The organism is Pseudomonas sp. zfem003 (assembly GCF_032621675.1).
Taxonomy (GTDB): Bacteria; Pseudomonadota; Gammaproteobacteria; order Pseudomonadales; family Pseudomonadaceae; genus Metapseudomonas; species Metapseudomonas otitidis.
On record NZ_JAVYJG010000001.1, the window covers coordinates 422,352 to 434,591 of the forward strand.

The window sequence follows — 12,240 nt, forward strand, 5'->3', positions numbered from 1 at the left end:
CTTTTTCACGGAGAATCCCCATGAGCAACGCCCCCACCCTGCAGAGCTTCATCGGCGGCCGCTGGATCGGCCAACACGGTGCCCAGGTGCTGCGCAGCGCCCTCAACGGGCAACCGCTGTTCCGCACCCATGAAGAAACGCCGGACTTCGCCGAAGCCGTGGACTTCGGCCGCACCCGCGGCGTCCCGGCGCTCATGGCCCTGGACTTCCAGCAGCGCGCCGCGCGCCTCAAGGCCCTGGCGCTGTACCTCAACGAGCGCAAGGAGCAGCTCTACGCCCTCTCCCACCACAGCGGCGCCACCCGCGCCGACAGCTGGATCGACATCGAGGGCGGCACCGGCACCCTGTTCGCCTATGCCGGCGTCGGCGCCCGCGAACTGCCCTCCGGCAACCTCGTCCACGAAGGCCCGGCCCTGCCCCTGGGCAAGCAGAACCAGTTCGCCGGCACCCACATCCTGGTGCCGCGCGGCGGCGTGGCGGTGCACATCAACGCCTTCAACTTCCCCATCTGGGGGATGCTGGAAAAGTTCGCCCCCACCTTCCTCGCCGGCATGCCCTGCATCGTCAAGCCGGCCAGCGCCACCAGCTACCTGACCGAAGCCACGGTGCGCCTGATGCACGAGTCCGGCCTGCTGCCCGAAGGCAGCCTGCAACTGGTGATCGGCAGCACCGGCGACCTGCTGGACCGCCTCCAGGGCCAGGACGTGGTGACCTTCACCGGCTCCGCCGACACCGCCGCCAAGCTGCGGGTCAACGCCAACCTGGTGCGCCACTCCATCCCCTTCAATGCCGAGGCGGACTCGCTGAACTGCGCCATCCTCGCCCCGGAGATCACCCCGGACGACCCGGAGTTTGACCTCTTCGTCAAGGAAGTGGCCCGCGAGATGACCGTCAAGGCCGGGCAGAAGTGCACCGCCATCCGCCGTGCCATCGTCCCGGCGAGGCATATCGACGCCGTGGCCGAGCGCCTGCGCGAGCGCCTGGCCAAGGTGGTGGTGGGCGACCCGTCGGTGGAGGACGTGAAGATGGGCGCCCTGGCCTCCCATGCCCAGCAAGCGGACGTCGCCGAGCGGGTGAATGCCCTGCTGGCCGGCAGCGAGCTGCTGTTCGGCGCCCGGGACGGCTTCGCCCCCCGTGGCGAGGGCGCGGCCGAAGGCGCCTTCTTCGCCCCCACCCTGCTGCGCGCCCGCGACCCGCATGCCGAAGGCGGCGCCCACGACATCGAGGCCTTCGGCCCGGTGAGCACCCTGATGGCCTACGAGGACCTGGACGAAGCCGTCGCCCTCGCCGCCCGTGGCAAGGGCAGCCTGGTGGCCAGCCTGGTCACCAAGGACCCGGCCGTGGCCGCCCGCGTGGTGCCGGTGATGGGCGCCCTGCACGGCCGCGTGCACATCCTCGACCGCGAGGCCGCCGCCGAATCCACCGGCCACGGCTCACCGCTGCCGATGCTCAAGCACGGCGGCCCCGGCCGCGCCGGCGGTGGTGAGGAACTGGGCGGCCTGCGTGCCGTGAAGCACTACCTGCAGCGCACCGCCGTGCAGGGCTCGCCGAGCATGCTGGCCGCCGTCACCCGCGAGCACGTGCGCGGCGCCCGGGTGATCGAGACCGAGGTGCACCCGTTCCGCCGCTGGTTCGACGAGCTGCAGATCGGCGAGTCGCTGCTGACCCACCGCCGCACCGTGACCGAGGCGGACATCGTCAACTTCGGTTGCCTCTCGGGCGACCACTTCTACATGCACTTCGACGAGCTGGCGGCCAGGGACTCCCAGTTCGGCAAGCGCATCGCCCATGGCTACTTCGTGCTCTCCGCCGCCGCCGGCCTGTTCGTCTCCCCCGCCCCCGGCCCGGTGCTGGCCAACTACGGCCTGGACACCCTGCGCTTCATCAACCCGGTGGGCATCGGCGACACCCTCCAGGCGCGCCTGACCTGCAAGCGCAAGATCGACCAGGGCAAGAAGAGCCCAAAAGGCGAACCCCAGGGCGTGGTCGCCTGGGACGTGGAAGTCACCAACCAGCACGGCGAGCTGGTGGCCAGCTACGACATCCTCACCCTGGTGCTCAAGCGCCCGGAAGGCGCCTGATCAGCCTCGATTCTCCGTGAGCGATTCGACCGGCCTTGTGGCCGGTCTTTTTTTTGGCTGGGCTCCAGCGCCGTTGTTAGGCAGTCAAGTCGATTACGGACTCCGTCTCGCCTTCCCGGGCGAGCCCATTTGACGAAGACAAGCCCTGGGATCGCAGACCAGGGATCGGGACCGGAACGATGCGGTTCGCGAGCTCACCACCGGGGGCTCATGCGAATCGCGTCATCTGCATCTCCCGCAGACGGCTGAGGGTACGGCGGAAGGGGAAGGCCAACCCGCCCTCGGTGTAGAGCGCCTCCAGCGGCACGGCAGCCTCCAGGTAGAGCGGCACCCGGCGGTCGTAGCACTCGTCCACCAGGGCGATGAAGCGGCGTACACCGTCGTCCTTGGGCGACAGGCGCGGCAGCTGGCGGTCGCCGGCGGCGACCTTCTCGGCGGCGTCCTCGGTGCCACGGGCGATGCGCCCTTCCCGTTCGGCCGCACCCAGCACCGGCACCGCGCCGAGGAGGATGGCCGGGAAGCGGTCGCACAGCTCGATGAAGTCCAGCGCCGCCAGGGGCGCTTCGCACAGGTGGGCGTAGTCGCACCAGAGCACGCCCTCGCCACGCAGGCGCACCGTCACCTCGCGGTGGGCCAGTTGCAGCGGCGCGTCGGTGGCCGGCGCATTGCCGTTCAAGGTGCGGAACACCCCGGCCAGGGCGTCCGGATCGGCCACCCAGTAGCGCTGGGTCACCGCGCCCGGGTGCAGGCGGTGGTCCTGGCCACCGTCCACCTCCACCACGTCGGTGTGCCGCTCCAGGGCCCTGATGGCGGGCAGGAAGCGGTCACGGTTGAAACCGTCGGCATACAGCTGAGAAGGCGGCTGGTTGGAGGTGGCCACCAGGGTCACGCCCTCGTCGAACATCGCCTGCAGCAGGCGCCCGAGGATCAGCGCATCGCCGATGTCGCTGACGAACAGCTCGTCGAAACACAGCACCCGCACCTCGGTGGCCAGCTCACGGGCCAGGGCGAGCAGTGGGTCCGGCGTGCCGGTCAGGGCGAACAGCCGCTGGTGCACCCAGCGCATGAAGTGGTGGAAGTGCTGGCGCCGGGCGGGCACCGACAGGCTGGCGTGGAAGCGGTCCATCAGCCAGGTCTTGCCGCGCCCCACCGGCCCCCACAGGTACACGCCCCGCACCCTCGGCTCGCCGGCCTGCAGGGCCTGCTGGCAAACCTCCAGCAGCGTGGCGGCGCGGCGTTGCGCCGGGTCCTCGGCAAAGCCCTGGCGGGCCAGTGCGTCTTCGTAGGCCGCCAGCGGCGACAGCGCGTCCATGTAGAGCTCCCTCTGTGGAATCGCGGCGCAGTCTACCCGAGCGGCAAGGCCACGGTCGCCTGCGGCAGGCACTTGCCGCCCGTTGCCCCGGTGAAAACCGCCGCAGGCTCTGGCACGGGCGTTTCAGAAGCTGGCACAGCCCTTGCTCCCGGGGTGGCACAAGGAATTTTCCGAGAGGGAACTCACCATGAGCCTGTTCTCCGTCGACCCCACCCGCTCACGGGACGTCACCGCCGGCGCCCGGCTCACCAGCCGGGGCAATGCCGCCGCACCCACCGCGAGCGAAGCGCCCTCCAGGCAGGCGGCCAGTGCCCTGCGCCAGAACAGCCCCGCCCCCGACACCGGTGCCGCCCGGCGCGACGCGGCCTACGACGAAGCCTTCGCCCGTCTCAAGGTGGACCTGCAGAACAACGGCGAGCGCGTCCGCGACGACGTCTACCCCGATGCCGAGAGCGCCGCGGCCAGCGTCGAGAAGCCCGTCGCCAGCAAGGCCTCCCAGGAGTTCCATGCCTACATGGAGAAGACCGACTCGGAGAAGATCCGCGACAAGATCCTCAAGCAGATGGGGCTGACCGAGGAGGATCTGGAGAAAATGCCGCCGGAAAAGCGCGAGCAGGTGGAGAAGATGATCGCCCAGCGCATGACCGAGCTGAACGCCCTGCAGCAGCAACAGCAGAAGGAAGAGAAGGAGCCGGAGTCGATCCCCCTCAGCTTCCAGGACATCCGCCTGCGCAACCTGATCAACGGCTGACGCCCCCGGCCACCGGGGGATGACGACGGCTCCCCCGCGCACGGAACGCGAACAGGCGGCACAGACGCCTTGGAAGGCGCGCCACAGTCTGGAATGCTATGCGCCTTTCGAGCCGTATCCCCTTCTGTCACGCCATGAATTCGCGCCTTTCCCTGCTGTTCGCCGCCCTGCTCATCGCCAGCTGCAGCTCCGGTTTCCAACCCCTGCACTCCAAACCCGCCGCTCTCAGCGGCAACCGCCCCCTGCCACCGGAAAACCCGGTCTACGGCGTACCCAGCTATGAGGCACCGCTGGTGTGGGTGGTGGAGGCCCCCGCCACCGAGATCAAGGGCCGTACCCGCCTGGTCAAGCCCCGTGTCGAGCCGGCCGCCGAGACCCTGGCCCAGGCCGTGCTCGCCGACCAGCAAGGCGACAAGGAAACCGCCCTGCAACTGCTGCAGCAAGCCGCCGACGCCGGCAACGGCCGTGCCCATTACGAGCTGGCCCATCACTACCTGATGGGTGACGGCATACCCGCCGACCCGGCCCAGGCCCTCAATCACCTCAGCCAGGCCGATGCCCTGGGCAACGCCGAAGCCAGCCGCGTGCTGGCCTGGAACTACCTGCGCGGCACCGGCGTGCCGCAGGACCTGGACTACGGCAAGCGCCTGCTGGAGAAATCCGCGCGCACCAACGACCGCGCCCTGCGCGAGCTGAGCCTGCTCTACCTCGGCACCTGCCAGCCCGACCTGGCCGACCGCGAGCGCGGGTTGGCCCAGTTGAAGGTGGCCAGCGCCGCGGGCGACCGCATCGCCGCCTCGCTGTACCAGATGGCCCAGCAGCAGGACGCCGGCCAGCCGCTGCCGGCCAGCGCCGAGCAACCGGGGCTGCCCTGCCTGGCCAGCGACCCCGTGGCCCCTGCCGAACGCGACGCCACCGCCATCGCCCTCGACGCGGAACCGGTCTCCAGCGAAGCCGAGGCGGAAGCCACCAAGCGCCAGGCCCTCGCCGGTGACCCGCAGGCGATGTACGACTACGGCCAGCGCCTGCTCGACGGCACCTACCCGTCCCTGCAACCCGAGCTGGAGGCCTACGCCTGGTTCGCCGTGGCCGCCGACCACGGTCACCCAGAGGCACCGGCCCGGGTGGCCAGCCTGGCTCCGGTACGCAATGCCAGCGAACAGCAGCAGCCGGGCCTGGTGGAATCGATGATCGCCGCGCTGGACAGCGCCATCGTGGCCAACCCGGGCGGCCAGCCGGAGTGACGGGCGGGGTGGAGTGCCCGCCCGGCAGCCACCCCGAACGCAACGAGACTTTTCCGATTAAGCCTGTAAATGTAGGGTTTTTCCTACGACATAGAAGGGTATTACTTAATCCGGCCCAATGACGGGCTCCGCCTCTTTTCTGAACGCCACGAGTCACTAACATGCGCCCCGCCCCCATCCGAGCCGAGGCCATGCATGACTCTGAGAACCGTCATAGTCGATGACCACCCGATCACCCTGATCGGCCTGCGCGCCCTTCTGGCCGACGAATCCGACCTCGCCATCGTTGGCGAGGCCCATGACGTCGACGGCCTCTACCAACTCCTGGACCGGCAGGCCTGCGACCTGCTGATCACCGACCTGATGATGCCGGACAGCCGCCAGGCCGACGGCCTGCGCCTGGTGCAACACCTGCGCAACCGCTATCCGCAGATGGCCATCATCGTCGTCACCATGCTCGGCAACGCTGCCCTGGCCAGTTCCCTGCTGCGCCTGGGCATCCAGGGCCTGGTGAGCAAGCGCGGCCTGCTGGCCGACCTGCCCCGCGCGCTGCGCGCCAGCCTGCGCCGCCCGTTCCTTTCCGAGTCCATCCGCCGCCAGCTGGGCGAAAGCGAAGCCGAGCACGGCAAGCCCCTGGCCAGCGCCGAAGAGCTTTCCCCGCGTGAAGCGGAAGTGCTGCGCCTGTACGGCAGCGGCATGGCCATCGGCGAGATCGCCCTGCACCTGAACCGCAGCAAGCAGACCATCAGCGCGCAGAAGAGCAGCGCCATGCGCAAGCTGGGCATCGACACCAACGCCGGGCTGTTCCACTACATCCAGGAAGCCGGGCTGTGCTGAAGCGGCGCGCGCTGGCGCTGCTCGCCCTGCTGGCGTTGCTGGCAGGCCCGGGTTGGCACGCCCCCGCCGGCGCCACGCCACCGCTGGACCTGGCCCAGCTCGCCGAACTGGGCGCCGGCCTGCCCGAGCACCCGGTGCGCGTGGCAGTGGTGCGGCCCATCAGCCAGTGGCCGCAGTACCCCGGCAGCGCCATGCTGCGCGGTATCACCCACGACTACCTGGCGCGGGTCGGCGCCTTCGTCGGGCGCAGCATCGAGGAAGTCCCCTTTCCCAGCGTCGAGGCCGCCATCCGGGGCCTCAAGGCCGGCGAAGTCGACCTGCTGACCCGGGTCACCGGCTACGAACGGCGCGAACCCGGGCTGGCCTACAGCAGTCCCTACCTGGACGACACCCCGATCATCGTCGGCCGCCGCGACGACCCCTGCCTGCCGCCGGACCTGGCCGACAAGCGCGTGCTGGTGCTGGCCCAGTACCTGGACCCTGAACAGGTGCGCAACGCCTACCCCGCCGCCCACCTGGAGACGGTGCGCAGCACCGCCGAAGGTTTCGACCAGGTGCTCAGCGGCGAAGCCGATGCCTTCATCGGCGACAAGCTGAGGGTGGACCACCACATGCGCGCCCGACCCGGCGCAGCCCTGCAGAACAAGTTCGCTGCCAACCTCTCCAGCGGCGGCTTCAGCTTCGCCAGCCGTGCCGACGACACCCGCCTGCTGACCCTGGTGGACTACGTGCTCGGCACCCTCGACGAACACCAGCGCGAAATCATCCTCGCCCACTGGACCGCAGCGCCGCGCCTGTTCTCGCCCACCGGCGCCTTCGCCCTCGACAGCGCCCAGGAACGCTGGCTGGACCAGCAGCCCCGCCTGCGCCTGATCCTCGCCGAGGCGCCGCCCTACTTCTTCCGCGACGCCCGGGGCAAATGGTCGGGCCTGGGCCTGGAGCTGCTGAAGCAGCTCGGCGACACCTACCAGCTCAAGCTGGAACTGCTCGACAGCGAAGGTGCAGCCCGCGACCGCCAGCGCCTGGCGCGGGGCGAGGCCGAACTGGCCAGCACCCTCGATGGCAGCGCCAGCCCCGGCGTGTTCTACACCGAGCCCTTCGGCGCCCGCGGCTGGGCCTTCGTGGTCCGCCAGGACGCCAGCTCCCCCAGCTCCCTGGAGGCCATGACCGGCCGCCGCCTGGCCCTGCCCCGGCACCACCCGCTGATCGACTACCTGGAGAAGCGCTACCCCGCCATCACCCTGGTGCGCACCGAGAACGCGCCCCAGGCCATGGAGCGGGTGCGCCTGGGCGAGGTGGACGCCAGCCTGGACAACCTCGGCGGCAGCCCCAGCCACCTGCAGTGGCTGGAGCGCCAGGGGCTGCGCCTGGGCCAGCGCGTCGAGGCCGCATCGCCGGCGCAGATGCTGGCGGTCAGCGGCCAGGTGCCGGAGCTGCGCGGCATCCTCGACAAGCTGCTCGGCTCACTGGCCCAGAGCGGCGAATTCGGTGATGGCATCAAGTTGCTCGCTGCCCCTGCCAACGGCTGGCTGGAACGCCTGCCGGAAGACTTCTGGCACCTGTCGATCCTGGCCCTGGTGGTGGTGGCCCTGTCGCTGCTGTGGAACTGGCGCCTGCGCCGGGAGATCCGCCAGCGCCGCGAGGCACAGGAGCAACTCAGCGACCAGCTGGCCTTCCAGTTCTCCCTGCTCAACGGCCTGCCGACACCGCTCTACGTGCGGGACCTGCAGGGCCGGCTGAGCACCTGCAACCGCGCCTACGAGCAGTTCTTCGGCTGCGACCTGGAGCAGCTGCGCGGCACCACCGTGCGCCAGCAGGGCATCGCCCCGGCGAGCCTGGCCCAGGCCATGGAGGCCGAATACCAGTTGCTGCAACAGAACCGCCAGCCACGCTTCTTCGACGGTCGCATCGAGATCGACGGCCGCGAGCACGACCTCTACCAGTGGGTGGTGCCCTTCTACAGCGCCGGCGGCCAGTTGCAGGGCCTGCTCGGCGGCTGGATCGACATCAGCGACCGCAAGGCCCTGGAGACCGAGCTGCGCGAGGCCCGCCGCGACGCGCTGCAGGCCAGCGCCGCCAAGGGGCGCTTCCTCGCCACCATGAGCCACGAACTGCGCACCCCGCTCAACGCCCTGGTGGGCCTGCTGGAGCTGGAGGCCCGCGCCCAGGCCGCCCCCTCCGAGAACCTGCGCATCGCCCAGCAATCGGCCACCTCGATGATCGCCCTGATCGGCAACATCCTCGACCTGGACCGCATCGAGAACGGCCGCATGCAGCTGGCCCTCGAACCCGTGGCGCCGCTGCCGCTGCTGCGCGGCGCGCTCGACCTGTTCGGTGCCCAGGCGCGCAGCAAGGGCCTGGAACTGGAGCTGGACTGCAAGCTGCCGGCCGACCGCCGTTACCGGCTCGACCCGCTGCGCCTGCGCCAGGTGCTGTTCAACCTGCTGGGCAATGCGGTGAAGTTCACCGCCCATGGCCGGGTGCGCCTGGTGGCCCGGGTCGAGGACACCGCGCCGGGCCAATCGCGCCTGGTGCTGATGGTCAGCGACACCGGCATCGGCATTCCCCGCCACATGCAGGACCGCATCCTCGAGCCCTACCAGCAGGGCGGCGCACAGACCGCCCGCCACTACGGCGGCTCCGGGCTGGGGCTGAGCATCTGCCACCACCTGGTGGGCCTGATGGGCGGCCGCCTGTGGCTGGAAAGCGAACCCGGCCAGGGCTGCGAAGTGGGCGTGGAGCTGCCCGCCGCCTGGGAAGCCGCTGCCGAGCCGCTGGAGGCCCCGGTGGTGGAAGCCACCGGCGCCACCCGCGTACTGCGCGCCCTGGTGGTGGACGACCTGTCGATCAACGGGCTGGTGCTGGTGCAGCAACTGGAAGCCCTGGGGCACCAGGCGCGCTTCGTCGGCGACGGCGACAGCGCCCTGGCAGCCCTGGAGGAAGAAGCCTTCGACCTGCTGATCACCGACTGCAACATGCCGGACATGGACGGCTACGCCCTGACCGGCGCGGTGCGCGACCGCGAAGCCCAGGGCCAGCGCCCCCGGCTGCGCATCGTCGGCTACACCGCCAGCGCCCTGGCCGACGAGGCCCAGCGCTGCCACGAGGCCGGCATGGACGACCTGATGGTCAAGCCGGTGACCCTCGGCCGCCTGGCCGAAGCCCTGGCCTGCCAGGCCCAGGCCGAACCCGATGGCGAGGCCCCGGCAGAACAGCCGGGCGCGCTGTTCGACCTCGGCCACCTGGAAGGCATCCGCGGTGCCGACCCGACCCTGCTGGCGACCCTGATGGAGGAACTGCAACGCAACCTGGGGGACGAACTGGAACGCCTGGGCCAGATCCCCGACGGCACCAGCACCGAGCGCTACGTGGCGCAGACCGCCCACCGCCTCGGCGGGCTGGCCTGCACCATCGATTCGCCGGCCCTGATGAAGGCCTGCGAGGGCCTGCGCCGTGCCGAGGACGAGCACCGGCCAGCGGCCCTGGACGCCCTGCGCGGGGTGCTGCAGGCCTTGCTGGAGCAGGTTCGCCAGCGCACCGCCTGACGCTCGTCGGCCGGGTTGCGGACTGCGTCGGGCTCCCGGCACGTGGCGATTGCCCGCGCCGGGGGCTTCAGGTAAGAGGGGTGGTTTGCCGCCACGCCCCTTCCCGATGAAAAACTGGATCGCCTCCTTCTTCCGCATCGTCCGCGACGACAAGGGCCAGACCCAGGGCTACCCCATCCCCTGGGACCCGGCCCGGCCCAGCCTGTACAACGTCCTCCAGCCCTATGCCGAGGCCGCCGAAGGCCTGCCCGCCGGTGGCCTCGAACTGCCCGACGAAGGCGCCGGGGACGGCGATGGGCTGAGCTGGGCACCCGGCGCGCTGGACGGCGTGCTCGGCCACCACGCCGCCGGCGATGACCTGCAGGCCGCCCAGACCATCCACGACCTGCTGCTGGCCACCCTCGACGACCCGACCCCGAACCTGCCCCGGCTCTACCAGCAGGTGGCCGATGGCAGCGTGCTGGCCTTCATCGACCCGCTCATCGAACGCCTGCTGGCCCGCCCCGGCCTGCCCCGCGCACGGCTGCACGCGCTGGCCCTGTGGCTGGCGCGCAGCAGCCCGGATCGCGGCGCCGTGAAGTTCGCCCTGGCCCTGCTCGGCGCGCTGGACAGCGGCAGCCAGCGGGCGCTGTTCCTCACCTTCGGCCTGCACGAGGAGTTCACCCTGTACGCCGCCGTGGCCCTGGGCTGCAGCCTGGCGCCACCGGAACGCGAACGCGCCTGGTGGAGCCTGGCGCGCAAGGTCCATGGCTGGGGCCGCATCCACCTGGTGGAACGCCTGGCCGTGGCCCCCTCGCCCGAGGTGCAGGACTGGCTGCTGCGCGAGGGCTACCGCAACGCGGTGATGGTGGAATACCTCGCCTACCCCTGTGCGGTGGGTGGCAATCTGCTGGCGGCGCTCAGCGGCCAGGACGTCGACGACGGCCTGCTGGATGCCGCCAACGAACTGGTGGGTGCCCTGCTGGCCGGCGGCCCGGCGCGGGACATTCATGACTACGCCGACGGCGCCGAAGTGGTTCTGCTGCTGCTCGACCACCTGGCCCGCCGCCCGCCACGGGCCCTGGCCCACCTGATCGTTGCCGCCCAGGTCGCCGACTTCATCGAGAGCCCCCATACCGACTGGGACGCGCTGCATGAGCACGGCTGGAGCGAGGCGCTGCGCGAGGAAATCCTCCGGCGTGCGCGGGAGCTGTGCCAGCCGGAACGCTGGGAGGCCCTGGTGAACCAGGGCCTGGACGCAGCCGATGACGTGCGCTTCCACGAGGCGGCCCAGGCTGCCGGCCTCCTTGGCATCGACTGCTGGGAACGCTGGCTGGCCCGCCAGCGCGAAGGCCGCTCCAGCGCCTGGTACCACCTGATGCAGAGCGACGACCCGACCCGCATCGCCCAGGTGCTGGACCTGGCCCGCAAGCGCCTGGACCTGGCGGCCATCGCCAGCGGGCCGGGTACGGCCCTGGGGCTGGGCCTGGCGTACCAGGCCCACGGTGACCTGGACTTCATCATCCAGCGCCTGGGCGCTTTCCCCGGCCAGGGCTGGGACCTGCTGGACACGGCCCTGGCCAGCCCCGTGGTGCGCAACCGCAACATGGCGCTCAATGCACTGGAAGCCTGGAGCCGTGAAGACTGGCCGGCGGAGGCGGTGCAACGCCTGCGCCGCGCCCACGACCTGGAACCGGTGGAGGACCTGAAGCGGCGCCTGGGCGAGCTGTTGCAACCCCAGCTGGTGGAGCGCCCCGCGCCCTGACGGCGCCCTGTCATCAGGGCGCCAGCATTGCGCGACCACGGCGTTCTGATACGGTTCCCGCCTTTGGTCAGGGCGCGGCCCGTTGTATGGAAACGCGAACGGATGGAATGGCTGGTGACCTACCGCTACCGGGATGAAACCCGGTACATGCGCATGAACACGCGAGGCCTGCCGAACATCAAGGCCATCGCCTTCTCGATACTTTCCTTGGAACAACCCGGCCTACCCGCACCTTCCCGCCCGATCGACCGCATCGAGGGGTGGCTGGAGGAACTGGGCTACGTCATCACCGACATCCGCCTGCTGCGGCAGCGCCCGGGGCAGGCGCCGGTCGGGCCCTACAGCGAACTGCTCAGCCTCCGGCGCAACGAGGAGTGAGGCTCAACCCAGCTGGGAAGGGTCGATCATGTCGCATTCGAAGGTGAGCCAGCCGCCCTCGGCGTTGGCTTCGCCGCCGGCGATGGGGCCGTAGTAGGTCAGCCCGTTGCCCAGGGTGATGCAGACGTGGGTGGGCTCGTCGGGGGCGTCCAGCTGGCCGTTGAAGTGAACGCGCATCAGCCCGGGGGAAATGGACTCCAGGCCGATGTCGACGCCGGTGTTGTCCACCGCCTCGGTTTCGCGGCCCCGGTGTTCCGCGCTGACGGTCAGGGTGACGGTTTCCTGGTACATGCTCTGGCTCCTTGAGTGCAAATGCCCGCCAGAGTACGCGAGGCCCGTAAGCGCCGC

At 70.5% G+C, this 12,240-nt stretch carries 9 protein-coding genes; 7 read left to right on the plus strand and 2 right to left on the minus strand.

Annotation, left to right across the window (positions count from 1 at the left end; translation table 11 throughout):
- Positions 1 to 20: 20 nt before the first annotated feature.
- Positions 21 to 2,081: a phenylacetic acid degradation bifunctional protein PaaZ gene (gene paaZ / locus RTK35_RS01890; protein ID WP_316907240.1), complete on the plus strand. Its 2,061-nt coding sequence runs from the start codon at positions 21 to 23 to the stop codon at positions 2,079 to 2,081.
- A gap of 208 nt (positions 2,082 to 2,289) precedes the next feature.
- Here the strand turns inward: paaZ and zapE are convergent, their stop codons facing one another.
- The gene (zapE, locus tag RTK35_RS01895) at positions 2,290 to 3,393 is read right to left on the minus strand and encodes a cell division protein ZapE (RefSeq protein WP_142009818.1); all 1,104 of its coding nucleotides are present in this window, start codon (positions 3,391 to 3,393) and stop codon (positions 2,290 to 2,292) included.
- A 187-nt stretch (positions 3,394 to 3,580) separates the two neighbouring features.
- On the opposite strand from zapE, the gene RTK35_RS01900 reads away from it, so the two are divergent.
- From RTK35_RS01900 to RTK35_RS01925, 6 genes are all read left to right on the plus strand, one after another.
- Complete coding sequence (locus RTK35_RS01900) at positions 3,581 to 4,144, plus strand: hypothetical protein (protein ID WP_142009820.1); 564 nt, start codon at positions 3,581 to 3,583, stop codon at positions 4,142 to 4,144.
- Between the two features lie 134 nt (positions 4,145 to 4,278).
- On the plus strand, positions 4,279 to 5,388 hold the full coding sequence (locus RTK35_RS01905) for a tetratricopeptide repeat protein (protein ID WP_316907241.1): 1,110 nt from the start codon (positions 4,279 to 4,281) through the stop codon (positions 5,386 to 5,388).
- A gap of 195 nt (positions 5,389 to 5,583) precedes the next feature.
- A complete protein-coding gene (locus tag RTK35_RS01910) occupies positions 5,584 to 6,225 on the plus strand; it encodes a response regulator (protein WP_172433443.1) in 642 nt (213 codons plus the stop codon).
- Positions 6,219 to 9,770: an ATP-binding protein gene (locus RTK35_RS01915; RefSeq protein WP_316907242.1), complete on the plus strand. Its 3,552-nt coding sequence runs from the start codon at positions 6,219 to 6,221 to the stop codon at positions 9,768 to 9,770. The genes RTK35_RS01910 and RTK35_RS01915 overlap by 7 nt, the downstream gene beginning before the upstream one ends.
- Before the next feature lie 106 nt (positions 9,771 to 9,876).
- Positions 9,877 to 11,514, plus strand: a complete 1,638-nt coding sequence (locus RTK35_RS01920; protein WP_316907243.1) for a hypothetical protein — start codon at positions 9,877 to 9,879, stop codon at positions 11,512 to 11,514.
- A gap of 102 nt (positions 11,515 to 11,616) precedes the next feature.
- Complete coding sequence (locus RTK35_RS01925; protein ID WP_044404075.1) at positions 11,617 to 11,892, plus strand: hypothetical protein; 276 nt, start codon at positions 11,617 to 11,619, stop codon at positions 11,890 to 11,892.
- 3 nt (positions 11,893 to 11,895) lie between these two features.
- Here the strand turns inward: RTK35_RS01925 and RTK35_RS01930 are convergent, their stop codons facing one another.
- Positions 11,896 to 12,183 (minus strand): hypothetical protein, encoded by a 288-nt coding sequence (locus RTK35_RS01930; protein WP_044404077.1) that lies wholly within the window; start codon positions 12,181 to 12,183, stop codon positions 11,896 to 11,898.
- Between the last annotated feature and the right edge of the window lie 57 nt (positions 12,184 to 12,240).

Excerpts from the sequence above, each read along its gene's own strand:
- paaZ (WP_316907240.1), top strand. The coding sequence starts at position 21 with ATGAGCAACGCCCCCACCCTGCAGAGCTTCATCGGCGGCCGCTGGATC.
- zapE (WP_142009818.1), bottom strand. The coding sequence starts at position 3,393 with ATGGACGCGCTGTCGCCGCTGGCGGCCTACGAAGACGCACTGGCCCGC.
- RTK35_RS01900 (WP_142009820.1), top strand. The coding sequence starts at position 3,581 with ATGAGCCTGTTCTCCGTCGACCCCACCCGCTCACGGGACGTCACCGCC.
- RTK35_RS01905 (WP_316907241.1), top strand. The coding sequence starts at position 4,279 with ATGAATTCGCGCCTTTCCCTGCTGTTCGCCGCCCTGCTCATCGCCAGC.
- RTK35_RS01910 (WP_172433443.1), top strand. The coding sequence starts at position 5,584 with ATGACTCTGAGAACCGTCATAGTCGATGACCACCCGATCACCCTGATC.
- RTK35_RS01920 (WP_316907243.1), top strand. The coding sequence starts at position 9,877 with ATGAAAAACTGGATCGCCTCCTTCTTCCGCATCGTCCGCGACGACAAG.
- RTK35_RS01925 (WP_044404075.1), top strand. The coding sequence starts at position 11,617 with ATGGAATGGCTGGTGACCTACCGCTACCGGGATGAAACCCGGTACATG.
- RTK35_RS01930 (WP_044404077.1), bottom strand. The coding sequence starts at position 12,183 with ATGTACCAGGAAACCGTCACCCTGACCGTCAGCGCGGAACACCGGGGC.